Annotated in this window: 22 protein-coding genes, 3 tRNA genes and 1 other annotated feature; of the genes, 12 read left to right on the forward strand and 13 right to left on the reverse strand. The window is 37.2% G+C overall.

The features are described from left to right. Positions 1-101: 101 nt before the first annotated feature. The 7 genes from A6J31_RS09335 to yfmF are packed head-to-tail and all read right to left on the reverse strand — an operon-like array spanning position 102 to position 6,550. Positions 102-896 (reverse strand): energy-coupling factor transporter transmembrane component T family protein, encoded by a 795-nt coding sequence (locus tag A6J31_RS09335; protein ID WP_048790840.1) that lies wholly within the window; start codon positions 894-896, stop codon positions 102-104. Then, positions 889-1,731: an energy-coupling factor transporter ATPase gene (locus A6J31_RS09340; protein ID WP_021144754.1), complete on the reverse strand. Its 843-nt coding sequence runs from the start codon at positions 1,729-1,731 to the stop codon at positions 889-891. Before A6J31_RS09340 ends, A6J31_RS09335 begins: the two co-directional genes overlap by 8 nt. Further along, positions 1,707-2,537, reverse strand: a complete 831-nt coding sequence (locus A6J31_RS09345) for an energy-coupling factor ABC transporter ATP-binding protein (protein ID WP_080611034.1) — start codon at positions 2,535-2,537, stop codon at positions 1,707-1,709. The genes A6J31_RS09340 and A6J31_RS09345 overlap by 25 nt, the downstream gene beginning before the upstream one ends. A gap of 12 nt (positions 2,538-2,549) precedes the next feature. Continuing rightward, positions 2,550-3,092, reverse strand: a complete 543-nt coding sequence (gene pgsA / locus A6J31_RS09350; protein ID WP_021144756.1) for a CDP-diacylglycerol--glycerol-3-phosphate 3-phosphatidyltransferase — start codon at positions 3,090-3,092, stop codon at positions 2,550-2,552. Between the two features lie 12 nt (positions 3,093-3,104). Continuing rightward, the gene (locus A6J31_RS09355; protein ID WP_048790842.1) at positions 3,105-3,962 is read right to left on the reverse strand and encodes a helix-turn-helix domain-containing protein; all 858 of its coding nucleotides are present in this window, start codon (positions 3,960-3,962) and stop codon (positions 3,105-3,107) included. Positions 3,963-4,020: 58 nt separating this feature from the next. After that, on the reverse strand, positions 4,021-5,298 hold the full coding sequence (gene yfmH / locus A6J31_RS09360; RefSeq protein ID WP_080611036.1) for an EF-P 5-aminopentanol modification-associated protein YfmH: 1,278 nt from the start codon (positions 5,296-5,298) through the stop codon (positions 4,021-4,023). Position 5,299: 1 nt separating this feature from the next. Beyond that, entirely contained in the window at positions 5,300-6,550 is a 1,251-nt protein-coding gene (gene yfmF / locus A6J31_RS09365) for an EF-P 5-aminopentanol modification-associated protein YfmF (RefSeq protein ID WP_021144760.1), read from the reverse strand. 77 nt (positions 6,551-6,627) lie between these two features. Here yfmF and yaaA point away from each other — a divergent pair, with 77 nt between their 5' ends. Together yaaA and recF are read left to right on the forward strand one after the other, a co-directional pair. Next, complete coding sequence (gene yaaA / locus A6J31_RS09370; protein ID WP_021144761.1) at positions 6,628-7,005, forward strand: S4 domain-containing protein YaaA; 378 nt, start codon at positions 6,628-6,630, stop codon at positions 7,003-7,005. A 2-nt stretch (positions 7,006-7,007) separates the two neighbouring features. Then, positions 7,008-8,108 (forward strand): DNA replication/repair protein RecF, encoded by a 1,101-nt coding sequence (recF, locus tag A6J31_RS09375; RefSeq protein WP_048790844.1) that lies wholly within the window; start codon positions 7,008-7,010, stop codon positions 8,106-8,108. A 180-nt stretch (positions 8,109-8,288) separates the two neighbouring features. On the opposite strand, the gene guaB is transcribed toward recF, so the two are convergent. Further along, the gene (gene guaB / locus A6J31_RS09380) at positions 8,289-9,770 is read right to left on the reverse strand and encodes an IMP dehydrogenase (RefSeq protein WP_013991341.1); all 1,482 of its coding nucleotides are present in this window, start codon (positions 9,768-9,770) and stop codon (positions 8,289-8,291) included. Between the two features lie 178 nt (positions 9,771-9,948). Next, entirely contained in the window at positions 9,949-10,971 is a 1,023-nt protein-coding gene (gene trpS / locus A6J31_RS09385; protein ID WP_002883969.1) for a tryptophan--tRNA ligase, read from the reverse strand. Positions 10,972-11,015: 44 nt separating this feature from the next. Then, positions 11,016-11,255, reverse strand: a binding site (T-box leader). Positions 11,256-11,399: 144 nt separating this feature from the next. On the opposite strand from trpS, the gene A6J31_RS09390 reads away from it, so the two are divergent. The 3 genes from A6J31_RS09390 (at position 11,400) to A6J31_RS09400 (ending at position 16,605) form a co-directional block, all read left to right on the forward strand. Further along, positions 11,400-12,272 (forward strand): YitT family protein, encoded by an 873-nt coding sequence (locus tag A6J31_RS09390; RefSeq protein ID WP_013991342.1) that lies wholly within the window; start codon positions 11,400-11,402, stop codon positions 12,270-12,272. Between the two features lie 66 nt (positions 12,273-12,338). Next, positions 12,339-13,961, forward strand: coding sequence for an ABC-F family ATP-binding cassette domain-containing protein (locus tag A6J31_RS09395; RefSeq protein ID WP_014635203.1), 1,623 nt, complete (start codon positions 12,339-12,341; stop codon positions 13,959-13,961). Between the two features lie 49 nt (positions 13,962-14,010). Beyond that, positions 14,011-16,605, forward strand: coding sequence for a YfhO family protein (locus A6J31_RS09400; RefSeq protein WP_080611038.1), 2,595 nt, complete (start codon positions 14,011-14,013; stop codon positions 16,603-16,605). Positions 16,606-16,701: 96 nt separating this feature from the next. Here A6J31_RS09400 and A6J31_RS09405 read toward each other — a convergent pair. Continuing rightward, positions 16,702-16,775: transfer RNA gene (locus A6J31_RS09405), tRNA-Asn, on the reverse strand. 22 nt (positions 16,776-16,797) lie between these two features. Beyond that, positions 16,798-16,869 (reverse strand) — tRNA-Glu (locus tag A6J31_RS09410). 186 nt (positions 16,870-17,055) lie between these two features. Here A6J31_RS09410 and A6J31_RS09415 point away from each other — a divergent pair. Beyond that, a tRNA-Arg gene (locus A6J31_RS09415) sits at positions 17,056-17,129 on the forward strand. 24 nt (positions 17,130-17,153) lie between these two features. Here the strand turns inward: A6J31_RS09415 and A6J31_RS09420 are convergent. Together A6J31_RS09420 and rlmH are read right to left on the reverse strand one after the other, a co-directional pair. Beyond that, complete coding sequence (locus tag A6J31_RS09420) at positions 17,154-17,837, reverse strand: YoaK family protein (RefSeq protein ID WP_002883977.1); 684 nt, start codon at positions 17,835-17,837, stop codon at positions 17,154-17,156. A 15-nt stretch (positions 17,838-17,852) separates the two neighbouring features. Then, positions 17,853-18,332 carry a 23S rRNA (pseudouridine(1915)-N(3))-methyltransferase RlmH gene (gene rlmH, locus A6J31_RS09425; protein WP_080611040.1) on the reverse strand — a complete coding sequence of 160 codons (480 nt, stop codon included), beginning with the start codon at positions 18,330-18,332 and terminating at the stop codon, positions 17,853-17,855. Positions 18,333-18,537: 205 nt separating this feature from the next. Here rlmH and A6J31_RS09430 point away from each other — a divergent pair, with 205 nt between their 5' ends. The 6 genes from A6J31_RS09430 (at position 18,538) to ychF (ending at position 25,068) form a co-directional block, all read left to right on the forward strand. Beyond that, complete coding sequence (locus tag A6J31_RS09430; RefSeq protein ID WP_013991347.1) at positions 18,538-19,773, forward strand: S1C family serine protease; 1,236 nt, start codon at positions 18,538-18,540, stop codon at positions 19,771-19,773. Between the two features lie 65 nt (positions 19,774-19,838). Continuing rightward, positions 19,839-20,606, forward strand: coding sequence for a ParB/RepB/Spo0J family partition protein (locus A6J31_RS09435; protein ID WP_014635206.1), 768 nt, complete (start codon positions 19,839-19,841; stop codon positions 20,604-20,606). Positions 20,607-20,844: 238 nt separating this feature from the next. Continuing rightward, positions 20,845-22,209 (forward strand): chromosomal replication initiator protein DnaA, encoded by a 1,365-nt coding sequence (gene dnaA, locus A6J31_RS09445; RefSeq protein ID WP_049553505.1) that lies wholly within the window; start codon positions 20,845-20,847, stop codon positions 22,207-22,209. Between the two features lie 154 nt (positions 22,210-22,363). Next, positions 22,364-23,500, forward strand: coding sequence for a DNA polymerase III subunit beta (gene dnaN, locus A6J31_RS09450; RefSeq protein WP_080611042.1), 1,137 nt, complete (start codon positions 22,364-22,366; stop codon positions 23,498-23,500). Positions 23,501-23,551: 51 nt separating this feature from the next. Beyond that, positions 23,552-23,743: a DUF951 domain-containing protein gene (locus A6J31_RS09455; RefSeq protein ID WP_037599384.1), complete on the forward strand. Its 192-nt coding sequence runs from the start codon at positions 23,552-23,554 to the stop codon at positions 23,741-23,743. 209 nt (positions 23,744-23,952) lie between these two features. Beyond that, the gene (gene ychF, locus A6J31_RS09460; RefSeq protein ID WP_002883967.1) at positions 23,953-25,068 is read left to right on the forward strand and encodes a redox-regulated ATPase YchF; all 1,116 of its coding nucleotides are present in this window, start codon (positions 23,953-23,955) and stop codon (positions 25,066-25,068) included. Positions 25,069-25,077: the final 9 nt, after the last annotated feature.

The following is a 25,077-nucleotide window of genomic DNA, read 5'->3' on the forward strand; positions in this document are numbered from 1 at the left end:
TATTACAAGTAGGTTGGGATTAGACGAAAAAAGAACGCCTACGTGGGCGTCCATCTAAAACTTCTAGGTCTTAAGACCTAGTTTTTATTTATCTCAACGAATTAACTCTTAAGATAAAAAAGCATTAATCCTAAAGATAAAATAGCAATAATTGATAAGGTATCTCGACCATTCCATGAAAGTCGACGATATTTTATTCGTCCTTCACCACCTTGATAGCCTCGTGCTTCCATAGCAATCGCCAGAGCATCTGCTCGTTTAAAGCTTGATGCAAACAAAGGAATTAAAATAGGTATTATTGATCGTACTTTTTGAATAATATTTCCTTCACCAAAGTCAACACCACGCGCCTTTTGAGCATTCATAATACGAGTTGTATCATCCATCAAAGTTGGTACAAAACGTAGACTCAAAGATAGCATTAAACCAATTTCATGTGCTGGCACTTTGAAAACAGTAAGAGGTTTTAAAAGTGATTCAACTGCATCAGATAAACTTAAAGGTGTTGTCGTTAGAGTAAGTAGGGTGGAAAAACTAATAATGAGGATAAATCTAAGGAATATCATCCAACCTTGATTTAAACCGACTTCCGTAATCTTTAAAAAGCCGATAGACCAAAGCACACTCCCTTTTGTATTGAAGAAAACTTGAAATAGGGTAGAAAATAAAATAATCCAAATCATTGGTTTGATTCCACCTAAAAAGAAACCAAGTTTTATTTTAGACAAGAAAACCAAGAAAAGTGTAAATAAAGTTATTACAGCATAAGTTAAAGGATTATTAGCCCAAAAGATAATAACAATATAAATCAGCATGGCTAATAATTTACTTCTAGGGTCTAATCGGTGTATAAAAGAGTCCCCAACAATATAACGTCCAATAATTAACTTATCCATGCGACACCACCTCTACGAATTCCTCGATTGTAATAGGGAGACTTTCAAATTGATAACCTTTTTCTTGTAGCTGTAACGCAAACTCTGTGATTTTAGGAACACCTAACTGCTTTTCTTTAAGAAAAGTAACCTTTTGAAAAACATCTTTAGGAGCTCCCGACAACACTAGTTGCCCTTTTTCCATAACATTCACAGCTGTCGCATAATCGGCAACATCATCCATCAAGTGAGTTACTAAAACAATCGTCATTCCAGAAAGATGTAACTCCTTAAAGAGAGACATCAATTCCTTCCGGCCCTGTGGATCTAGACCGGCAGTCGGTTCATCCAGCACTAGAATATCTGGTTGCATAGCTAGAATCCCTGCGATGGCAACACGTCGCATTTGTCCCCCTGATAAATCAAAAGGATTCTGTCCATGAAACTCTTCCGGGAGTCCAACTAATTTTAGACTTTCAATAGCACGTTGTTCTGCTTCTTCCTTAGAAACTCCGAAATTTTGAGGTCCAAAGGCAACATCTTCTAAAACAGTTTCTGCAAATAACTGACTTTCTGGAAATTGAAAAACTAAACCTACCTTCTTACGAACTGGTTTTATGTCCTTATTCTTTGATTGACTGGTTATGATCGTATCATCAACTTGAACCTGACCACTAGTGGGTAAATAAAGGCCATTCAAGAGCTGCATAATAGTAGATTTACCACTTCCTGTATGTCCAATAAAGGCCGTATATGAACCATCTTTTATCGTCGTCGTCATATCAAAAAGGGCACGCCCCTCAAAAGGAGTACCCGCTTGATAGATATAACTTACATTTTCGAGAGAGATTCCCATAGTTGTTCTACCAATTCCTTTTCTGTCAGATAGTCTTCGCAGTCTATCAGACCTTTATTTCTTAGCTTTTGAGTTAATAATGCACTAAAAGGGATATCTAAACCTAAGTCAACTAACTCTGAGCCTCTACTAAATAGTTCACGAGGACTTGAAACAGACTCCACTTTACCTTTTTTCAAAACCAAAACACGGTCACTCAAAGCGACCTCATCGAGATCATGAGTAATTGATAAAACAGTCATTCCGTATTCTTTACGAATAGCTTTAATAGATTGAATCAATTCCTGGCGACCTTCTGGGTCAAGCATGCTAGTTGCCTCATCCAAAATCAAAATAGATGGTCTCATAGCTACAATACCTGCGATAGCCACACGTTGTTTTTGGCCTCCAGATAATCTAGCTGGCTCTCTATCCTTAAATTCTGACATTCCCACAAATTCCAGAGCCTCTTGAACCCTTAAAGCCATTTCTTCATAGGGAACACCTTTATTTTCAAGACCAAAAGCAACATCATCTTCAACAGTTGCCCCAACAAATTGATTATCTGGATTTTGAAAGACCATACCAATCTTATCACGGATATCCCAGACATTGTCTTCTGTTAATTCTTGACTATCAACAATAATCTGCCCAGACTCTGCCACTAATAGTCCGTCAATAAGACGTGCTGTCGTGGATTTTCCAGAACCATTATGCCCTACAATGGATAACCATTCCCCACGTTTCACGTGAAACGATACATCATCAAGAATATAGGATGGTTGATCTTGATGATATTTAAACTTTAAATTTTTTATTTCAATCATTGATTTATCGTACTATTTGAAAGTATCCTTAAATAAGAAACCTGCACCTTTGAAATAATCATAGCCTGAGTAAATTGTAAAGAACAAAGCAATATAAAGCATAATTGTTCCTACAAAATGCAGATGACACAATAATAGAATGATAGCTAACATCTGAGTCACTGTCTTAATCTTACCAGGCATAGCTGCAGCGAGAACTGTACCACCGTTCTCCACTAATAAAAGACGAAGACCTGTGACTGCAAGCTCACGACAGATAATAACTGAAACCACCCAGGCTGGCGCTTGATTAATACCGACTAACATAATAAATGCTGACATCACTAGCATCTTATCTGCCAATGGATCTGCAAATTTCCCGAAATTAGTAACAACATGCCATTTTCGTGCCAAATAGCCATCTAAATAATCTGTAATACTGGCAATAGCGAAGACAACCGCCGCAGCAATATGCATGACATTACTTGACGCAAGTGATGTCATCAGTAAAAAGATAGGAATCAAAACAATTCTAGCAAGTGTCAATAAATTAGGTAAATTTTCTTTTTTAAACATTTCTTCTCGATTCTATTGGATTCTTAATGTGAGGTAGCTAGGTGTATTTTTATCTAATTGAGATAAATCAAGTGACTCCCCATTTACCTTTAGAGTTACTTTTGAAGATTGAGCAATAATAATTTGAGTTGGTTTAGTTTTATCAGAAAAATCTAAAGAGTATTTTGAATTTTTCGTTTTTGAAAGGAGGTAACTCTCTGAAGTATCTGAGTTATCTACTGAAAACCATGTGTCATCGCTATCTTTTGATAACTCCACATCTAAAACTACTGAAGAATTTACATTGGAGAAATCAACCATTAGTTGATTGCCTTGAGTTGTCGTTGTAACATTTGCCCCCGAAACGGTAACCTCAGAAATGCTTCGTGACGATTTAGCCCTACTAGCCGTTGACTGATGATTAACTGTAGAGATAGTATTTGGTTTTATCACCTGAGGTTGATTAGAAAGATGTCTAATAATAATATAACCTACTGAGCAGATGATAAGTAACGAAACCGCACTAAGCATTAGTAAAGGTAGATAGTTAGACTTTCTTTTTTCTTCACGTTTATGCTTTAAAAAGCGTGACATGGGAGCTTTAGCAGCTAAGGTATCTTCCTTACGTTCAACTGGTTTCTTCTCTTTTTTTAGTTTTTGCTCATTCTGTTTCTGCTCCTCAAACAGACGTTTTCCATCTAAACCAACCGAATTGGCATACTTTTCAAGCGCCTCTTGCTGAATGTCCTCTGGCAAAGCTTTAAGTTGATCCATTTCCATAGCCAGAAGAAACTGGGCTTCGACTCCAGAAATTTTTTCTACATCATACAAACTTAACTCTTTCTTTATACGCGCTGCACGTAATTGCTCACCTAGAGAGTGTAACTTCATTTTTCTCCTTTCTAATATTCTTCTTTGTTTTCGTGTCTCTATTATAACAAATAATCACTTATTTAGGGAAGACAACAAAATCGGTAATCTCCATATTTGAGAGATAGTGATTCAAAAAATCCTTCAACTCCTTGGAAGTAATGCTCATCAGTTCCTGACCAAAATCAAAGTATGTTTTATCATTCTCAAAATAAGCTAAATATTGGCTTCCTAAATTCTGGATATTGTCTAGACTACGTAAAAATTCACCATACAAGGCTTTCTTTTGTAGATCCAATGCTTCTTCCGTCAACAATCGTTTTTTATCTGCCGATGTCATCACTTGACGAATTAAACTTGACATACGGATAGGCTCTGCAGTGTCCATAGTCATAATGACAAATGAATATCGATTAGATACCTCGTATTCAATTGACACAGACTCGTCTATTTTTCCTTCAGCATACCAATTTTGATAATAAGGAGACGTCCAGCCAAACAGTAAATTGAACAATAACTGTACCAGTATGTTTTCTCTCATACGATTATCAGTAAAAGGAACACTCTTAAAACCAATGGCTAGTTTTGAGATGAATATCTCCATTTGAAGACTATCTAATTTTTGGATATTTGACTCAATAGGGCTTTTTTCTTTTTCGACTATTCTCTCAGGTGCTGTAAACTTAATTTGCTTTTCGTTGACAAAGTTGTAAATTCTTTCAACATCAAAATCGCCCACTAAGACGAGATGACGGTTTGCTGGCCTGTAAAAGCAATCAAAATTATCTTTTAAGTCCTTTACAGTAATTTCTTCAATGCTATCAACGCTTCCAGCAATGTCTTGTCCTAATATAGTATTAGGATACAAACTTTGTAAACAACCTAGATAAACTCTGTAGTCAGGATCATCCTGATACATATTTATTTCTTGTTCAATAATTCTTTTTTCATGGTTGACAGCATCTTCAGAACTTGTAAAGCTCGATGTAAAGTTTAATAAAAGCTCTAAAGACTCCTCAAAGTTATCTAGGGTAGAAAAATAATATGTTGTCTTCTCCAAGGTTGTAAAAGCATTGACATCAGCTCCAAGCTTGACAAAATCCAACGTCACATCCCTTCCCTGCTCATCCTCAAATAGCTTATGTTCAAGAAAATGAGCAATACCTGCAGGGTAAGATTGTAACTCACCATCAATATAGAAGTGATTATCTAGCGCCCCAAAATTTGTTGACAAAAGGGCGGCTTTTTCTACAAATCCTTTTTTCTTAATGATTGATAAAGACATACCACTATCTAAAATTGCTGAATAAACTTCTTCATCAATTTTTTGATAATAACGTTTCTTCAAAGCAGCCATTCTAAGACACTCCTTCTAAAAAGAACAAACTCTGTAGCTTAACTTGACGCGCTACACGGCAAACATCTTTTTTAGTAACCTTCTCAATCTCATCTAACCAATTCTCCAATGAAAGACTTTTATCGCCAAAAATCACCTTATTAAAACGTTGTTCCACTAATGTTAAGGCATGATCTTCAGAGAGTAGGGCATTCATTCGTATGATTTTTTTGGTTTGATTCAGGAGAGAACTTGAAAAACGTCCTAATTTAATGTAATTCAATTCTCTACTAATTCCTCGCATAGCCTGATTTCTATTAGATTTTTCAATTCCAGCGTAAACTTCCAGTAAACCTGTAAAGATATCAAATTGGCTACTAATTGAATAAGCTAAGCCTTCCTTTTCTCTAAGTGTTGTAAATAAAGCTGAATGGGCAAATTCACCAAACATGGCATTGAATACAATTAAAGCAAAGTAATCTTTATCTCCATATTGACACTGAAATTGGTACCCTAGCTGTAAAATAGATTGACTACTCTGTCTCGGTTCTATCTTTTCTCTCACAACATTGACATAACGTTGACTATAGCTAAACTGTAAATCAACTTGACGTCCCTCCAAAGGAAAACGATGTAAAGCTTGGAGTACTTGATAATCATCAAATTCTCCAACCATAAAGATATCAATACGATCTCTTGTCAACATGCTTTGAAATTCTTGATAAGCTGTAAACGAGGTTTCTGCTTCAACAAGTTCTACTTGACCATATTTGGGAACTTTCAATCCCTCGTTTACAAAATAAAGCTCTCTTCCCTTAACTTCACTGTAATAGTAATTATTCTCTGTGTCAACATCCAGGTAGGTCATTAAATTTTGTTTTTCTATGTCAAATACTTTATTTTGGTATTGAGCTACTCTTGACAGCGGCTTGTAAAGACACTCTTTCAAAAATCCTAGCACTTCCAAAAACAATCCATCATTCGTAGGGATAAAGGCATCTTTCAGATATGTCAACTCGATGTCAACACTATGTGTCAATCCTTTAGTTGACACTCTAGTTGACAACTGTGTTCCATAAAGAAAAGCTAGTCTCTCTTTAAAAGACTGTACTGTTGGATACGTCTGATTGGCTGTAGCTAACATTTGTGAAACTAGGGCTCGTTTAGCAATTGTTTGTTTATTCAAAGAACCTGTCATTCGAAAAACAATACGATTAGTTTTATATTTTTGTGTTGGAATGAAGTGTACATAGACACCATCAGCAATTTTCATTGATAACCTCTAAAAAGTTTATGCTTCCAATTATACCATTTTTATGCTATCTTATCTCAAGAGAAAGTTGAGGTACTATGGAATATAAATTATTTGATGAATACATCACACTGCAGGCACTTTTAAAAGAATTAAGTATCATTCATAGTGGCGGAGCTATAAAAGGTTTCTTGGCTAAGAATACCGTTTTATTCAACGGTGAGGATGAACAACGTCGTGGAAAAAAACTTCGTTATGGAGATGTTATTACCATTCCGTCTGAGGAAATTGAAATAACGATTGTAGCTCCAACGACAAATGAAATTGAAGAACATCAAAAAGAAGTCGCTGAAAAAGCACGTGTTGCTGCCATTGTTAAAAAAATGAATCAGGATAATAAAAAGAAACAAAAAGCACATCCGTCAAAAGAAAGCAATAAAACTAAACGAAAACCCGTTCGTTTCCCAGGAACCTAACTATGTGGCTCGAAAAAATTGATATTCAACACTTTAGAAATTATACTGAAGCCTCTGTGAGCTTCTCACCTCATCTCAATATTTTTCTTGGTCGCAATGCCCAAGGAAAAACAAATATTCTTGAGGCCATCTATTTTCTAGCATTGACACGTAGTCATCGGACCCGTTCAGATAAAGAACTGATTCAATTTCAACAAAATACTCTCAAACTGAACGGCATCGTGCATCGTCATAGTGGGAAGCTACCTCTGGAAATCAGTTTATCTAATAAAGGACGCATAACAAAGGTTAACCACCTCAAACAAGCTAAATTATCCGATTATATCGGTCACATGACTGTGGTGCTATTTGCTCCTGAGGATTTACAACTTGTAAAAGGATCTCCAAGCCTGAGACGTAAATTTATAGATATTGATTTAGGACAGATTAAGCCTGTTTATCTCTCAGACTTATCAAGTTATAATCATGTACTCAAACAACGTAATGCCTATCTCAAATCTACTGACAATGTAGACATTAATTTCCTCTCAGTGTTAGATGAACAGCTTTCCGATTTTGGAGCACGAGTTATCGAACATAGACTAGAATTTATCAAGCAATTAGAGGAGGAGGCAGATAGACATCATAGTAACCTCTCAAATCAGATAGAGTGCCTTAAAATCTCCTACGAATCTAATATCCCACTGGAAAATAACAAAGTTATTCGCGAATCATTTTTAACCACGTTAAAGCAAAATCACAAAAGAGATATCTTCAAAAAGAACACTGGTGTTGGTCCACATAGGGATGATTTGACATTTTACATCAATGACATGAACGCATCTTTCGGCAGTCAGGGGCAGCAACGTAGCCTCATTCTTTCTTTAAAAATGGCTGAGATTGCTCTGATAAAAAAAGTAACAGGTGAATTTCCTATTCTTCTCCTCGATGATGTCATGAGTGAGCTTGACAACCACCGTCAACTTAAACTGTTAGAAAGTATTGACGAAGAGGTTCAAACCTTCATGACGACAACTTCACTTGATCATCTGAGTAACCTACCACCTGATTTAAAGACCTTCTTAGTCAAGAATGGTAATATTTATGAAAAACAAGTCGATTAAATGACTTGTTTTTCTTTTTTTGGTAATTGACAGATGTGACAAGTATCATCCAATAAGTTGTAAATCCTTTCAACATAAATCCTTTATTAACAACTATACTCACGTAAATACGTTGTAAACTTATTGTAAATATCTCTGTAAACAAAAAGTACTTATCTGAGATAAGTACTTTTATGTTTATTAATGAGCTGAGTAGTTAGGCGCCTCGTTGGTAATTTGAACATCGTGAGGGTGACTTTCAATAAGTCCTGCACCTGACATTTCAACAAATTGAGCTTTGTCATGTAAAGCCTGGATATCTTCTGCACCTGTATAACCCATACCTGCACGGATACCGCCAATCAATTGGAATACGATATCAGCAGCAGAACCTTTATAAGCTACACGGCCTTCAATTCCTTCTGGAACAAGTTTATTCGCTTCATTAACTGCACCTTGGAAGTAACGATCGCTTGATCCCTTCTTCATCGCTGCAATTGATCCCATACCACGATATGATTTATATTTACGACCTTGGAAAATCTCAGTTTCACCTGGTGCTTCATCAGTACCAGCAAACATAGAACCAAGCATTACAGCATTACCACCTGCTGCAAGAGCTTTTACAATATCACCTGAGTATTTGATACCACCATCAGCAATGATTGTTTTTCCGTATTCACGCGCAACACTTGCAGCATCGTAAATAGCAGTGACTTGAGGAACACCTACACCCGCAACCACACGTGTTGTACAAATAGAACCTGGTCCGATACCTACTTTAACGACATCAACACCTGCTTCATAAAGTGCACGCGCACCTTCAGCTGTTGCAATATTTCCTGCAATCAAAGTACGATCTGGGAAGTGGGCACGAATTTCAGCAATTTTACGAAGAACACCTGCTGAATGACCATGTGCAGTATCAATGACAATAGCATCTGCGCCTGCTTCAAAGAGAGCTTCTGCACGTTCAAAGGTATCAGAAGTAACCCCTACAGCACCTGCTACCAAAAGACGACCGAATTCATCCTTAGCTGCATTAGGAAACTCGATAACTTTTTCGATATCCTTAATAGTAATGAGTCCTGACAAACGACCTTCTTCATCAACTAGAGGTAGCTTTTCAATACGATGCTCATGAAGAATACTTTCAGCTGTTTCAAGATCTGTTCCAACTGGAGCAGTGACCAATTTTTCAGAAGTCATGTGTTCTGAAATTGGAGTATCGTAATTAGAGATAAAACGCATATCACGGTTTGTGATAATACCAACCAATTTACGATTTTCAAGTGTCTCAACAATTGGAACCCCTGAAATACGGTAACGTTGCATCAACTCTTCAGCTTCAGCAACTTTATTTTCAGGCGTTAAGAAGAATGGATCAATAATGACACCATTTTCAGAGCGTTTTACTTTTCGAACTTCTTCAGCTTGTTCCGCAATAGACATATTTTTGTGAATGACACCCAAACCACCTGCACGAGCAATTGAGATAGCCATCTTACTATCTGTGACCGTATCCATGGCTGCAGTGATAATTGGGATATTTAATGTCAAATTTTTAGCCAATTTCGTCTTCAAGTTGACGTTGTTTGGTAGAACATGACTTTCCGCAGGAATAAGCAATACGTCATCAAAAGTGTAACCTTTTTTCAAGAATTTAGTGTCCCAATTTGACATTATAATCGTCCTCTTTTCTCAAAGTTTGGAGGTACAGAAACCCCAGTCTATTTTTTAATTGATAATATCATATCATGCTAAAATGATTTGTCAACAGATTTCGCATAAGATTCTAAGAAAACCTTTTTCCAAATAAAAATAGGGCTCCAGATTATCTTGAGTCCCTACTTTTTATTTCTTAGAAATAATTAATTCCCATTGCTTCTTTTACTTCTGCCAATGTTTGTCCAGCAACTTCACGCGCTGCTTGACTACCTTTTTCAAGCATACGGAAAACTTCTCCCATATCCTTGGCATACTCTAAACGACGTTCACGAATTGGAGCTAACTCACGTTCTAAGATTTCTAGAAGATAACGTTTTGTCTTCACATCTCCTAAACCACCTCGTTGATAATGTTCTTTCATTTCAGCAATTGTAGTAGCATCCTCTTCGCGACCAAAGATATCAAGATAATGGAAAACCATATTACCTTCAATTTGGCCTGGATCTTCCACACGAATATGATTTGGATCCGTATACATGCTCATGACTTTTTTACGAACAGTGTCCTCATCATCTGAAAGGAAGATACCATTACCCAAGGATTTAGACATCTTAGCATTACCGTCTAGACCTGGAAGGCGTCCTGCAGCTTCATTTTCAGGGTAGATCCCCTCTGGCTCAACCAAAATATCACAATTATAAGTATGATTGAAGCTACGTGCAATTTCACGTGTCTGCTCAATCATTGGCTTTTGGTCATTACCTACAGGAACATAATTTGCTTTAAAGGCCGTGATATCAGCTGCCTGAGAAATTGGATAAACTAGAAATCCTGTTGGAATCGATTCTCCGAAGCCTTTTTGAGCAATTTCCGTCTTAACCGTTGGGTTACGCTCTAAACGTGCCAATGAAACTAGGTTCATGTAATACATAGTCAACTCAGCCAACTCAGGAATCTGACTTTGAATGAAAATAGTTGACTTCGCTGGATCCAAACCTACAGAGAGATAATCTAAAGCAACATTCCCAATTGATTCTTTGATGATCTCTGACTCTTTTGCGTGATCCGTAAGAGCTTGCTGATCAGCCAAGAAGACAAACATGTTATATTTATCTTCGTTTTGTAAAAGAACACGATTTTTTAAACTACCAACATAGTGTCCTAGATGAAGTTTCCCTGTTGGACGGTCTCCCGTCAAAATAATAGGTTTCGTCATATAATTACCTCTCTAATACAAAAAAATCCCCACGCAAAAACATGCGTGAGGGCGTTAATCACTTTTGATACGCGGTACCACCTCAGTTGATAACTCTTTCTGCAGCTATCATCTCAAACCTTCTCAACAAAGAAGTTGCACGATAAGGGGTGCCAAACCTAACGTTTATGTGTTCACGTTAATCGTCAATTCTCTTCAGCCCATTCATTCCACCTTCATACTGGTTTGCAGCTACCACCAGCTCTCTATAAAAAAGGTAAGAATTACTCTTCTGATGACTATTATTCTACATTGTTTTATCTATTTTTGTCAAGGTTATGTTTCCAGTTTCACGTGAAACACAACCTCATATTCAACCAAAATAGTCATTACTTGACGGAAACTTAAAAAGACTTGATAATAAGAATATCATATCTAGGAGATAATATATGAAACGTCGAATAATAGACATACTTTTAGTTACAATCGGTTCTTTTATAGCTGCTGTCGGCTATAACTCACTTTTAGTTAAGAATAATATTGCTTCAGGTGGTGTCGGAGGGCTAGCCATTAGTTTAAATGCCCTTTTTGGCTGGAATAATGCTAACTTCGTCTTAGCAACAACCATCCCTTTGTTAATTTTATGTTGGTTCTTTCTTGGCCGCGAAGTTCTCCTAAAAACCTTCTATGGGTCTCTTGTCTTCCCAATGTTTATTAAATTAACTGAGGGCTTACCGACACTCACCAAACAACCTTTGTTGGCTGCTATTTTTGGTGGGATTGTATTAGGGCTAGGACTAGGAATAGTCTTCTATGGAAATTCCTCAACTGGAGGAACTGGAATTATCACACAAATTCTCAACAAATATACGCCACTCCCACTAGGAATGGTACTACTTATTGTCGATGGAATCATTGTCGCAATCAGTGCTATTGCCTTTCCTCCTGATACTGTTATGTATTCCATTCTCTCACTTGGAGTTGTTTCTCTTACAATTGATAAAATGATGGTCGGACTCAATTCATCACGAAATCTTCTAATCATTTCGCAAAATAGTGAACAAATCCTAAACTACATCACTAGAGTGGCTGATCGAGGAGCAACAAAAATCCCAGTTCTTGGTGGACATACCGGACATGCACAAAATATGATTATGACTACCTTGTCAACTCATGAGGTTCCAAAAGTTCAAGAAGAAATCCAAAAAATAGATGAAACTGCCTTTATCGTCATTGTTCCTGCTTCTACAGTTATGGGACGTGGATTTAGCCTCCAAAAAGATTACCAAAGAGTTCCAAATGACTTTATCAATCCCTTGTAAAATCAATTGAAATAAAGTCTAATTTCTCGTAAAATAGTAGTTAAGAATAAAAATAAAGGATATTATATGCTTACTGTATCAGATGTATCGCTTCGTTTTAGCGATCGTAAACTTTTTGATGATGTTAACATTGCCTTCACGCCAGGTAATACTTATGGTCTTATCGGTGCTAATGGTGCTGGTAAATCCACTTTTTTGAAAATTTTAGCTGGTGATATCGAACCAACGACAGGACACATCTCTCTTGGTCCTGATGAACGTCTTTCTGTCCTTCGTCAGAACCACTTTGACTATGAAGAAGAACGCGTTATCGATGTTGTTATCATGGGTAATGAACGCCTCTACGATATCATGAAAGAAAAAGATGCCATCTACATGAAAGAAGATTTTTCAGATGAAGATGGTGTCCGTGCTGCTGAATTAGAGGGACTCTTTGCTGAATTAGGTGGTTGGGAAGCTGAAAGCGAAGCCTCACAATTGCTTCAGAATCTAAATATCCCAGAAGACCTTCACTATCAAAACATGAGTGAATTGGCTAATGGTGACAAGGTCAAGGTTCTCCTTGCAAAAGCACTCTTTGGTAAACCTGATGTACTTCTTCTTGACGAACCTACCAATGGTCTTGATATCCAGTCAATCTCTTGGCTTGAAGATTTCTTGATTGATTTTGAAAATACGGTCATTGTCGTATCCCATGACCGTCACTTCTTGAATAAGGTATGTACGCATATGGCCGACCTTGACTTTGGTAAAATCAAACTCTATGTCGGTAACTATGACTTCTGGAAACAATCTTCAGAATTGGCTGCACGCTTGCAGGCTGACCGTAATGCCAAAGCAGAAGAAAAAATTAAGGAACTTCAAGAATTCGTTGCTCGTTTCTCTGCCAACGCTTCAAAATCTAAACAAGCGACTTCTCGTAAGAAAATGCTTGATAAAATTGAGCTAGAAGAAATCGTCCCATCAAGTCGTAAATACCCATTCATCAATTTCAAAGCAGAGCGTGAAATCGGTAATGACCTTCTAACAGTTGAAAATCTCACTGTTAAGATGGATGGTGAGACTATTCTTGACAACATTAGTTTCATCTTGCGACCAGGAGATAAGACTGCCATCATCGGTCAAAACGATATTCAAACAACTGCATTGATTCGTGCTCTTGCCGGTGATATTGACTACGAAGGTACAATCAAATGGGGTGTTACTACTAGCCGTTCTTACCTTCCAAAAGATAATTCTAAAGACTTTGCATCCGGTGAATCAATTCTCGAATGGCTCCGTCAATTTGCCGAAAAAGGTGAAGATGACGATACCTTCTTGCGTGGATTCCTTGGGCGTATGCTCTTCTCAGGGGATGAGGTTAATAAATCTGTTAGTGTTCTCTCAGGGGGAGAAAAGGTACGTGTCATGCTTTCTAAACTCATGCTTTTGAAATCTAACGTCCTTCTTCTAGATGATCCTACTAATCACTTGGATTTGGAATCAATCTCAAGTCTGAATGATGGCGTCCGTGACTTCAAAGAGTCTGTTATCTTTGCCAGTCATGACCATGAATTTATTCAAACAATAGCGAACCACATCGTAGTTGTTTCTAAAAATGGGGTTATTGACCGTATTGATGAAACTTATGATGAGTTCCTTGAAAATGAAGAAGTGCAAGCTAAAGTCAAAGCACTATGGGCTGATTAAACTATAAAAAGATGCAGGTTGGGATATCCCAACCTGTCTTAGTATCATTATGACAAATAAAAAATACCATACGACTTTATTATTTTATCTGGCTGCTTTTTTCTTGCCAGTACTAATCATGATAGGGGTGCTGTATAGCCAAAAAATCTATCCTGCTAGTGAGCGGACTATTTTAACAAGTGATGGTTTTCATCAGTATGTGATTTTTGCAACTGGACTTCGGAATATACTTCATGGAGATGGGAGCCTCTTTTACACATTTACAAGTGGTCTAGGGCTTAATTTCTATGCTCTAACAAGCTATTACCTAGGTTCCTTCTTGTCTCCACTTTACTATTTCTTTACTGTCAACCAAATGGCCGATGCTTTTTATTATATAACACTCCTTAAATTCGGGCTTATTGGGTTATCAGGAGCTTTTAGTTTTAAGCGGCTCTTTACAAAAGTGTCAAGAAGTTTCATCCTATGTCTTTCTACAGGATTTGCTTTGATGAGCTTCGCTACTAGTCAGTTAGAAATTAATACCTGGCTAGATGCCTTTATTCTAGCACCTCTAATCATATTAGGTTTACATCTCTTACTAAGATTCAATAAACGGGGCTTATACTTTTTTAGCCTAACCTGCCTTTTTATCCAAAATTACTATTTTGGTTATATGATGGCTATTTTCCTAACCCTTTACACCATAGTACAATTGATAACTATCAAGGGATGGAAGAGTAAGATTCTTCATTTCATAGACTTTGGAATTGTTTCTATACTTGCTGGTTTAAGTAGTGCTGTCATGTTACTGCCTACACTACTTGACTTGACCACACATGGTGAAAAGTTTACAGGTGCGTCAAGTTTGTTGACAGAGTCCACCTATTATTTTGACTTCTTTGCGAAAAATCTCGTTGGAGTTTACGATACTACTAAATTTGGATCAATCCCTATGATCTATGTGGGAATCTTACCTTTGATTCTTTTTCTACTTTTCTTTATTAGTAGGGAAGTCAAGCTATCATTACGTATAGGTTATCTCCTATTAGTAGCTTTCTTTATCGCTAGCTTCTACTTACAGCCTCTTGATTTGTTTTGGCAAGGCATGCATGCACCCAACATGTTTCTCCATCGCTATTCTTGGCTACTATCTCTCCTAATTGTTCTTTTGGCAGGAGAAACACTCAACCGAATTAAAAACTTTTCTTTTAAAAGACTCCTCCTATCTTTCTTAGGATTGAGTACCGCTTACTTACTAACTTGGATTTTCCAATCTCACTATAGCTTCGTTGAATCAGTCTCCTGGCTATTAAGCCTAGCATTTCTTCTAGCCTATGCCATTCTATTTATTAGCTATTTTAGACAGCAAATTCCTGGGAGTGTTTTTCGCTGTTTCACCTTCTTATTCTGCATTTTTGAGCTTGCATTAAGTACTTACTATGTTGTTGGAGCTCTGGGAAATGAGTGGGTATTCCCAACTCGTGAAGGCTATCTACGAAATATGTCTGCCATTACAAAACTAGTTTCAGATACTAAGCAAGCGAATAAGACTTTTTACCGTACTGAAAGGTTAGAGGCTCAAACTGGTAACGACAGTATGAAATTCAACTATAATGGTATTTCTCAGTTTTCATCCATTCGAAATACTGCTTCAAGCTCAACACTCGATAGGTTAGGCTTCAAATCTGAAGGGACTAATTTAAACCTACGTTACCAAAATAACACCATTATCGCTGATAGTCTCTTCGGAATAAAATATAATTTATCGAACTTTGACCTTAATAAGTATGGTTTTAATCACGTAACTTCTGAAAAAACAATGGGGCTTTATCAAAATAATAATGCAAGCCAGCTTGCTATCTTAACTGATGGCATTTACAAGAATATTGACTTCACTGTCAATACGCTTGACAATCAAACTAACTTGCTAAATGCTCTATCTGGACTTAACTTAACCTATTTTAAACGAGCTCCATCTCAACTTTTTGATCAAGATGCTAAGTCTTTGAATCAGCGCGTGGCTAAAAACGTTAGTAACTCGAATAAAGATTTTGTAACAATCACCTATCGAGTCATCGCTCCACCACATAGTCAACTCTATGTTAGTGTTCCTAATATTTCTTGGTCCGATGACAATAACCACTCTCTGTCAATTACTGTAAATGGTGTGACAAGGAATCAAGTTACTGACAATACCTTTGATTTCTTCGATCTTGGCTACTTTGAAACAGAATCAATGGTTACCATCAAACTTAGTTTTCCTGGCAATAAAGCAATATCCTTTGATAATCCTAGTTTTTATGCCCTTGATACTCAAAACTATCAGATAGCTATGGATACTATTAATGAACGTGATAGTAAGGTTACGACGTCAAATAATAAAGTGTTCGTTGATTATAGTAGTAAAACGAACGCCTCACTATTCTTCACCATTCCATACGATAAGGGGTGGACAGCGACTATAAACCATAAAAAAGTTAAGATTCAACGAGCCCAAAAGGGGTTCATGAAAGTTGATGTCCCTAGTGGGAAAGGTGAAGTTGTTCTAACCTTCATTCCCTATGGTCTTAAGACAGGTTTAGTGATTAGTCTATTGGCAAGTATCATATTTTGTTGCTACGCTTATTTCATCAGAAAAATAACCGTTATTCAAAAACGCTGATCATCTTAAATTAAATAGGTCTGGAACAATTGTTCCAGACCTATTTATCTTTGGGTACAAAAAAACTCAAGCTATACAACTTGAGGTGTCTTATCACTCCGCCAGTAGGACTCGAACCTACGACATCATGATTAACAGTCATGCGCTACTACCAACTGAGCTATGGCGGATAAAACTGCTAAGTAGCAAAAATAGTCCGTACGGGATTCGAACCCGTGTTACCGCCGTGAAAAGGCGGTGTCTTAACCCCTTGACCAACGGACCAAGTTCTGAGATTTTTATCTCGTTAACACTCTTATTATTATATCAGAGTATTCGATTTTGTCTATACTTTTTTTCAAAAAAAATATTAAATTTTGCTAAATTTATTCGAATTTTACGTTAGTTTTTATCTTGCTTTTACAAAGTATTGACATGTTGCTATATATTTTGTAAACTAATAGAGTTATTGGTCCCATAGCTCAGCTGGATAGAGCATTCGCCTTCTAAGCGAACGGTCGCAGGTTCGAATCCTGCTGGGATCAGATAAAAAACGCAATCTAGAATCTCTAGTTGCGTTTTTCTTTTGCCTCGATAAATAGGAAATAATTTAAAACAAGCAAGGGAAGCAAAGTCGTATATAGGCTGTATTCATGTAAATATTGAGCAAACCAAGTTGAGGCTGCAACTCCTACCATAAATGTAAAGATGATAATAGTAGTGTAAGAAGCTTGTTTAAGTACTTTGGGATCTCCCTCGTCAATAGCCCTGGCAACGGTTAAAGAGGTATTCGTAATATTACCAGTCATCATGAAGGAAGCATAATTTACCCCTCTGACGCGCTTAAAAATCCCTACCTGAAGAGAGGCAAAAAATGCCAAGCCTGCAATCGTAATAGTAGAATCAACGTAAGGTGTAATAATGGCGAGAATAGTCATCAAGAGAAAGGCAAGTCTAATCGCTTGCAAATGCCATCCCCATTTATGGTTAATGAGCCACTTCTTAACAAAAAAAACAAAAAACTGACCTAAAACAAAGAAAAAAATAGGTATCACATAGCTGAAAGCTCTTGCAATATGCCCCTCAACAAGATGAATAACCAAATAAAGGAGATTACCTGTCTGAATACTTGCAAATCGTCCGTCTTGAGTATTGTAAGTATAGGCATCAATGAAGCCCCCTATATAACTTACTAGAGTTGCTACCCGTAATCCTTCAAAAACACGATAGGAGCGTTTTTTCATTCTGAACATGTCTGTTTCCTTCTTCTACTTATGGTAAGGACTTCCCTGCTGAATCATGAATGCGCGATAAATTTGCTCTACTAATACAAGGCGCATAAGCTGATGAGGGAACGTTAAGAGACCAAAACTCATTAATTGATTAGCCCTCTTTTTCACTGTAGGAGAGAGTCCCAAACTTCCCCCTATAATAAAAGTAATATCTGAATAGCCTCTAAGAGTCGCTTGCTCTAACTCTTTAGCAAATTGCTCCGAGGGAAATTGTTTTCCTTCAATAGCTAAGACAATGACATAATCACGATCACCTACCTTAGCCAAGATACGCTGCCCCTCTTTGTCTAGGATAGCTTTATTTTCAGCTTCGCTTGCATTATCTGGCGTCTTTTCATCCGTTAATTCTATAGACTCAAATTTTGTAAAGCGTCCTAGTCGTTTGACATACTCCGCAATGCCATCTTTCAAATATTTTTCTTTCAATTTTCCAACGGTAATCAATTTAACTTTCATAGGCTTATTATAGCACATATCCACAATCTTTTAACACCTTATCCACACCTTTTTACTGTTAAGAATCTTTAGTTATCCCTATAAAATAGCTTCTTATCTACACTTTTTGAAACTTATCCACAGACTGTTGATAACTGTTCTTTAAAATCACTTTATGATATAATTAAGCTTACTTTGATATGTTTATCAAAAAGGAGGACTAAACGTGAAAAAATTTAACTGGAAAAAAATAGTAGCGCCAATTGCAATGCTTGTTATTGGCTTGCTAGGTGGTTTACTAGGTGCCTTTATCCTACTAACAGCAGCAGGGGTATCTTTTACCAATTCAACAGATACAGGTGTTAAAACAGCTAAGACCGTATACAATAATACAACAGATACAACTAAAGCTGTTAAGAAAGTACAAAATGCCGTTGTTTCTGTCATCAATTACCAAGAAGGGTCATCTTCAGATTCTCTAAATGAACTTTATGGCCGTATCTTTGGTGGAGATGATAGTTCTGACTCTAGCCAAGACAAATCAAAAGATTCTGATGGGTTGCAAGTCGCTGGTGAAGGTTCTGGAGTCATCTATAAAAAAGATGGGAAAGAGGCCTACATCGTAACCAACAACCACGTTGTCGATGGCGCTAAAAAACTTGAAATCATGCTTTCAGATGGATCAAAAATTACTGGTGAACTCGTTGGTAAAGATACTTACTCTGACCTAGCAGTTGTCAAAGTTTCTTCAGATAAAATTAAAACCGTAGCAGAATTTGCAGACTCAAACTCTCTCACAGTCGGCGAGAAGGCAATTGCTATCGGTAGCCCACTTGGTACCGAATATGCCAACTCAGTAACAGAGGGTATCGTTTCTAGCCTTAGCCGTACTGTAACTATGCAAAACGACAATGGTGAAACTGTTTCAACAAATGCTATTCAAACAGATGCTGCCATTAACCCTGGTAACTCAGGTGGTGCCTTAGTCAATATCGAAGGACAAGTTATCGGTATTAACTCAAGTAAAATTTCATCAACGTCAGCAGTCGCTGGTAGCGCCGTTGAAGGTATGGGATTTGCCATTCCATCAAACGATGTTGTCGAGATTATCAATCAATTGGAAAAAGACGGTAAAGTTACACGACCAGCCCTAGGAATCTCAATGGCCGATCTTAATAGCCTTTCTAGCAGTGCAACTTCTAAATTAGATTTACCAGATGATGTGAAAGCTGGAGTTGTAGTCGGCAGCGTTCAAAAAGGTATGCCAGCTGACGGTAAACTTCAAGAAAATGATGTTATCACTGAAATTGACGGTAAGGAAATCAGCTCAAAAACTGATATTCAAACCAATCTTTACAGCCATAGTATTGGAGATACAATCAAGGTAACCTTCTATCGTGGTAAAGAGAAGAAAACTGAAGAACTTAAATTAACAAAATCTACAGAAGACTTGTCTGACTAAGTCATTGACAAATCTGTCAAAAGACCTTTACAATAATGTAAAGGTCTTTTTTGGAAAGGAATAACATGCAAGAACAACTCAAAGCTTTACCTATTAGTGACATCTATCCCAATCCTTTTCAACCTCGTATAGAGTTCTCTGATGAAGAATTAGCGGAGCTAAGCCAATCGATTGCAGAAAATGGACTAATACAGCCAATCATTGTCCGAAAATCGGATATTATTGGTTATGAACTAATTGCTGGGGAAAGACGTTTACGTGCCTGTAAACGTCTAGGAATGACAGAAATCCCTGCAGTTGTAAAGGAAGTTACAGATCAAGAGAGTCGTAAACAAGCTATTATTGAAAATTTACAACGATCGAATCTCAATCCCATTGAAGAAGCAAAGGCCTATCGTAGTTTAATTAATGAGCTAGCTTATAGTCACGAGGAACTGGCGAAAGCTATGGGGAAATCCAGACCTTATATCAGTAACGCTCTCAGACTCCTCCAACTTCCCCAAGAGATACAGACGAGTATCGAAAATGGCAAACTGAGTCAAGGACATGCTAGAGCACTTTTAGCTGTTGAGGATACAAAAAAGCAATTAACTATCTATCATCAGGTCCTTACTGAAAAATGGTCAGTTCGTACCCTGGAAAAAAGACTTCAAGAACTTCCAAAAAAACAAAAATCAAAAAAAGATATTCATATAAAAGATAAAGAAAAAGAACTGGAAAAATCACTTGGTCTCCCCGTTACTCTTCGTTATCACAAAAATCACTCTGGAACTATTCAGATCCACTTTTCGACGGAAGAAGATTTTAACAGAATTATCAACAAGCTTATTTGACCTGTGAATTGAGGAGAAAAAAGAAACAAACTTATCCACATCATAAAATGGTTGCCCTCCCTTTATTTGAGAGGGTTTCTTTTTTTATTCACAACTTGTGGATAACTCTTGTGCACAATGTGAATTGTCTTTTTTTCCTTGTGGATAACTTAGGGAACTTTTATCTTCGGACCTGTGGAAAACTTTTTTGTTTTATGATAGAATCAGAGAACAAGAATAAAGAAGGAGAATTGATGGAATGACCGAAAAAGAGCATTTTTTTTGGAATAAGCTCTTAGAGCTGGCCAAAGAGGAACTAACACAAGCCACTTTTGATTATTATGTCCTAGATACCAAGCTCATCAAAGTTCAAGATAACGTTGCTACAATTCTGCTTGAGGAAGTCAAAAAGCTATTCTGGGAAAAGAATATGCAATCTTTCATTTTGATGGCTGGTTTTGAAGCCTATAATAGTGAAATCAAAGTTGAGTACGTCTTTGACGAAGCACTCTTAAACGAGGCAAATTCAACTGTAACAAACAATGACTTTGGCAATAAAAAGGAACAGCAAACACCTGCTCTTCCTACATTGGACTCTGACTTGAATAGTAAGTACACCTTTGATAATTTTATTCAGGGGGATGAAAACCGTTGGTCAGTTGCTGCATCTTTAGCTGTAGCTGATTCACCAGGAGCTACGTATAACCCTCTATTTATTTATGGAGGACCTGGTCTCGGAAAAACTCACTTACTCAATGCCATTGGTAACAAGGTCTTACATGATAATCCTCAAGCACGTATCAAATACATTACTGCAGAGAATTTCATTAATGAATTTGTTGTCCATATCCGTTTAGATAAAATGGATGAACTAAAACTTAAATACCGTCATCTGGACGTTCTCTTAATTGATGATATTCAATCATTGGCTAAAAAATCAACGCAAGCCACTCAAGAGGAATTTTTCAATACTTTCAATGTCCTTCACAATAATAATAAACAAATTGTCCTGACCAGCGACCGTAATCCAGATCAATTGAACGAGATGGAAGAGCGTCTTGTCACGCGCTTTAAATGGGGGTTAACCGTTAATATCACACCACCCGACTTTGAAACGCGAGTGGCCATTCTTACTAATAAGATTATGGACTATGATTATCATTTTCCTCCTGAAACAATTGAGTATTTAGCTGGCCAATTTGATTCAAATGTCCGTGACTTAGAAGGGGCCTTAAAAGATATTAGCTTAGTTGCCAATGTTCGCCAGTTAGATACTATCACAGTTGAAGTAGCTGCCGAAGCCATTCGCGCACGTAAAATGGATGGTCCTAAATTAACTCTTATTCCGATTGAGGATATCCAAACTGAGGTAGGAAAATTTTATAATGTCACTGTAAAAGAGATCAAGGCAACTAAACGAACACAAAATATTGTCTTGGCACGTCAGGTAGCCATGTATCTTGCGCGTGAAATGACTGATAACTCCCTTCCAAAAATTGGAAAAGAATTTGGCGGAAGAGATCACTCAACTGTCTTACATGCATACAATAAAATCAAAAATATGATTGCTCAAGATGACAGTTTACGCATTGAAATTGATACCATCAAAAACAAGATAAAATGACACTTGTGGATAACTATTAAAAATTATCCAAACTTTTCCACAGGCTGTGCACAAGTTTAAAGCCTTGATAAAACTATGTTTTGTAGACTTATGCACAGTGTCCACAAGACCTACTACTACTACTAAAATAATACTAATAAAATAAAGGAGCATCATGATTCAATTTGCGATTAATAAAGCTTATTTCTTACAAGCACTTCATACAACTCGCCGTGCTATTTCTTCTAAAAATGCTATCCCAATTCTATCAACGATTAAAATCGAAGTTACCAAAGATGGTATCTATTTGACAGGATCAAATGGGCAAATCTCAATTGAAAATAGTATCTCAGTTTCAGAAGAAAATGCAGGCCTATTAATTACGCAGCCAGGTAGTATCCTTTTGGAAGCAAACTTTTTCATTAATGTTGTCTCAAGCTTGCCTGATGTTACCCTTACTTTTGAAGAAATCGAACAATACCAAGTTTTACTGAAAAGTGGTAAATCAGAAATTACCTTGAAAGGGAAAGATGTCGAACAATATCCCCGTATTCAGGAAGTTGATAGCTTGACGCCATTACTCATGGACACAAAAGTGTTAAAATCTATCATTGCTGAAACTTCATTCGCAGCAAGCACACAAGAAAGTCGTCCAATTTTAACCGGGGTTCACTTCGTTCTTTCAAATCATAAAGATCTCAAAGCTGTAGCAACGGACTCTCACCGTATGAGCCAACGCCAACTTGTTTTGGAGCATTCTGCAGATAACTTTGATGTTGTAATCCCAAGTCGCTCACTTAAAGAATTATCGGCAGTCTTTAGCGATGATATTGAAAACATAGAGGTTTTCTTCTCAGCAAATCAAATTCTATTCCGTAGTGAAACAATTTCTTTCTATACACGTTTACTTGAAGGAAATTATCCAGACACGAATCGTCTCTTGTCTGATTCATTTGAAACAGAAGTTGTTTTCGAGACAGCTAGCCTTCGTTCTGCTATGGAACGTTCATATTTGATCTCTAATGCTAGTCAAAGTGGTACCGTCAAACTCGAAATCATCAATGGCAGTGTCAGTGCCCATGTTAATTCACCAGAAGTCGGAAAGGTGAATGAGGATATTGATGTGCAAGATGTTTCTGGTAGTGATTTGGTCATTAGTTTCAACCCAACCTACCTAATAGATGCTTTGAAAGCTCTTAAGAGTGAGACTGTCCGTGTACGTTTCATTTCACCGGTGCGTCCATTTACTTTGACGCCAGCTGATGACAGTGAGAATTTTATTCAATTGATTACACCTGTAAGAACAAACTAAAATCGAAAAAGTTATCCACTGTGGATAACTTTTTTACTAGAGAGGAAGTTTATGTACCAAATTGGAAGTTTAGTTGAAATGAAAAAACCACATGCTTGTACCATCAAAGCAACAGGAAAAAAAGCTAATGAATGGGAAGTGATCCGTCTTGGAGCTGACATTAAGATTCGTTGTACGAATTGTGATCATGTGGTTATGATGAGTCGTCATGATTTCGAAAAGAAACTTAAGAAGGTTTTATAACAGACATTGGGGAGTCTAGATAAGGAGGTTCTTATGTAAAGAAAATTAGTTTACTAGCAATATAAAAACTTTCTAGAGTCCCCAATCATCTTCTTTATAGCATTTTTTACCTTGCTTCCCTTTTTCTGATTCTCAAAGGGAAGTTGCCTATTTTTAACAATTTTTGTGTTATAATTAACTGAATTACTTTTTTATGGAGAAATAAATTAATGGCTTTAACAGCAGGTATCGTTGGTTTGCCAAACGTTGGTAAATCAACTCTTTTCAATGCAATTACAAAAGCGGGTGCGGAAGCTGCTAACTATCCTTTCGCGACAATTGATCCAAACGTCGGAATGGTTGAGGTACCAGACGAGCGTTTGACGAAACTGACTGAACTTATTACCCCTAAAAAGACAGTTCCAACCACATTTGAGTTCACAGATATTGCGGGTATCGTAAAAGGAGCATCAAAGGGTGAAGGTCTTGGAAATAAGTTCTTGGCGAACATTCGTGAAGTAGATGCGATTGTCCATGTGGTTCGTGCTTTCGATGATGAAAATGTTATGCGTGAACAAGGGCGTGAGGATGCCTTTGTAGATCCTATGGCTGATATCGATACAATCAACCTAGAATTGATTTTGGCTGACCTTGAATCAATTAACAAACGTTATGCGCGTGTTGAAAAAATTGCGCGTACACAAAAAGATAAAGATTCTGTGGCAGAGTTTAATATCCTTCAAAAGATTAAACCTGTTCTAGAAGATGGTAAGTCTGCACGTACGATTGATTTTACTGAAGAAGAGCAAAAAATTGTTAAGGGACTTTTCCTCTTGACAACAAAACCAGTACTTTACGTGGCTAACGTTGATGAAGACCAAGTCGCAAATCCTGATGATATTGATTATGTCAAACAAATTCGTGAGTTTGCAGCGACTGAAAATGCAGAAGTAGTTGTTATCTCGGCACGTGTTGAGGAAGAAATTTCTGAATTGGATGATGAAGACAAAGAAATGTTCTTGGAAGACCTTGGTTTGACAGAATCAGGAGTTGATAAACTGACACGCGCAGCCTATCACTTGCTTGGTCTAGGAACTTACTTTACTGCTGGTGAGAAAGAAGTGCGTGCTTGGACCTTTAAACGCGGCATCAAGGCTCCACAAGCAGCAGGAATTATCCACTCTGACTTCGAGAAAGGCTTTATCCGTGCCGTAACCATGTCTTACGATGATCTCATTAAATATGGTTCTGAGAAAGCTGTTAAGGAAGCTGGTCGCCTTCGTGAAGAAGGAAAAGAATATGTTGTCCAAGATGGCGATATTATGGAATTCCGTTTCAACGTTTAGAAAATAAAA

The organism is Streptococcus sp. FDAARGOS_192 (assembly GCF_002073815.2).
In the GTDB taxonomy this organism is placed as follows: Bacteria; Bacillota; Bacilli; order Lactobacillales; family Streptococcaceae; genus Streptococcus; species Streptococcus salivarius_H.

Excerpts from the sequence above, each read along its gene's own strand:
- A6J31_RS09335 (WP_048790840.1), bottom strand. The coding sequence starts at position 896 with ATGGATAAGTTAATTATTGGACGTTATATTGTTGGGGACTCTTTTATA.
- A6J31_RS09340 (WP_021144754.1), bottom strand. The coding sequence starts at position 1,731 with ATGGGAATCTCTCTCGAAAATGTAAGTTATATCTATCAAGCGGGTACT.
- A6J31_RS09345 (WP_080611034.1), bottom strand. The coding sequence starts at position 2,537 with ATGATTGAAATAAAAAATTTAAAGTTTAAATATCATCAAGATCAACCA.
- pgsA (WP_021144756.1), bottom strand. The coding sequence starts at position 3,092 with ATGTTTAAAAAAGAAAATTTACCTAATTTATTGACACTTGCTAGAATT.
- A6J31_RS09355 (WP_048790842.1), bottom strand. The coding sequence starts at position 3,962 with ATGAAGTTACACTCTCTAGGTGAGCAATTACGTGCAGCGCGTATAAAG.
- yfmH (WP_080611036.1), bottom strand. The coding sequence starts at position 5,298 with ATGGCTGCTTTGAAGAAACGTTATTATCAAAAAATTGATGAAGAAGTT.
- yfmF (WP_021144760.1), bottom strand. The coding sequence starts at position 6,550 with ATGAAAATTGCTGATGGTGTCTATGTACACTTCATTCCAACACAAAAA.
- yaaA (WP_021144761.1), top strand. The coding sequence starts at position 6,628 with ATGGAATATAAATTATTTGATGAATACATCACACTGCAGGCACTTTTA.
- recF (WP_048790844.1), top strand. The coding sequence starts at position 7,008 with ATGTGGCTCGAAAAAATTGATATTCAACACTTTAGAAATTATACTGAA.
- guaB (WP_013991341.1), bottom strand. The coding sequence starts at position 9,770 with ATGTCAAATTGGGACACTAAATTCTTGAAAAAAGGTTACACTTTTGAT.
- trpS (WP_002883969.1), bottom strand. The coding sequence starts at position 10,971 with ATGACGAAACCTATTATTTTGACGGGAGACCGTCCAACAGGGAAACTT.
- A6J31_RS09390 (WP_013991342.1), top strand. The coding sequence starts at position 11,400 with ATGAAACGTCGAATAATAGACATACTTTTAGTTACAATCGGTTCTTTT.
- A6J31_RS09395 (WP_014635203.1), top strand. The coding sequence starts at position 12,339 with ATGCTTACTGTATCAGATGTATCGCTTCGTTTTAGCGATCGTAAACTT.
- A6J31_RS09400 (WP_080611038.1), top strand. The coding sequence starts at position 14,011 with ATGACAAATAAAAAATACCATACGACTTTATTATTTTATCTGGCTGCT.
- A6J31_RS09420 (WP_002883977.1), bottom strand. The coding sequence starts at position 17,837 with ATGTTCAGAATGAAAAAACGCTCCTATCGTGTTTTTGAAGGATTACGG.
- rlmH (WP_080611040.1), bottom strand. The coding sequence starts at position 18,332 with ATGAAAGTTAAATTGATTACCGTTGGAAAATTGAAAGAAAAATATTTG.
- A6J31_RS09435 (WP_014635206.1), top strand. The coding sequence starts at position 19,839 with ATGCAAGAACAACTCAAAGCTTTACCTATTAGTGACATCTATCCCAAT.
- dnaA (WP_049553505.1), top strand. The coding sequence starts at position 20,845 with ATGACCGAAAAAGAGCATTTTTTTTGGAATAAGCTCTTAGAGCTGGCC.
- dnaN (WP_080611042.1), top strand. The coding sequence starts at position 22,364 with ATGATTCAATTTGCGATTAATAAAGCTTATTTCTTACAAGCACTTCAT.
- A6J31_RS09455 (WP_037599384.1), top strand. The coding sequence starts at position 23,552 with ATGTACCAAATTGGAAGTTTAGTTGAAATGAAAAAACCACATGCTTGT.
- ychF (WP_002883967.1), top strand. The coding sequence starts at position 23,953 with ATGGCTTTAACAGCAGGTATCGTTGGTTTGCCAAACGTTGGTAAATCA.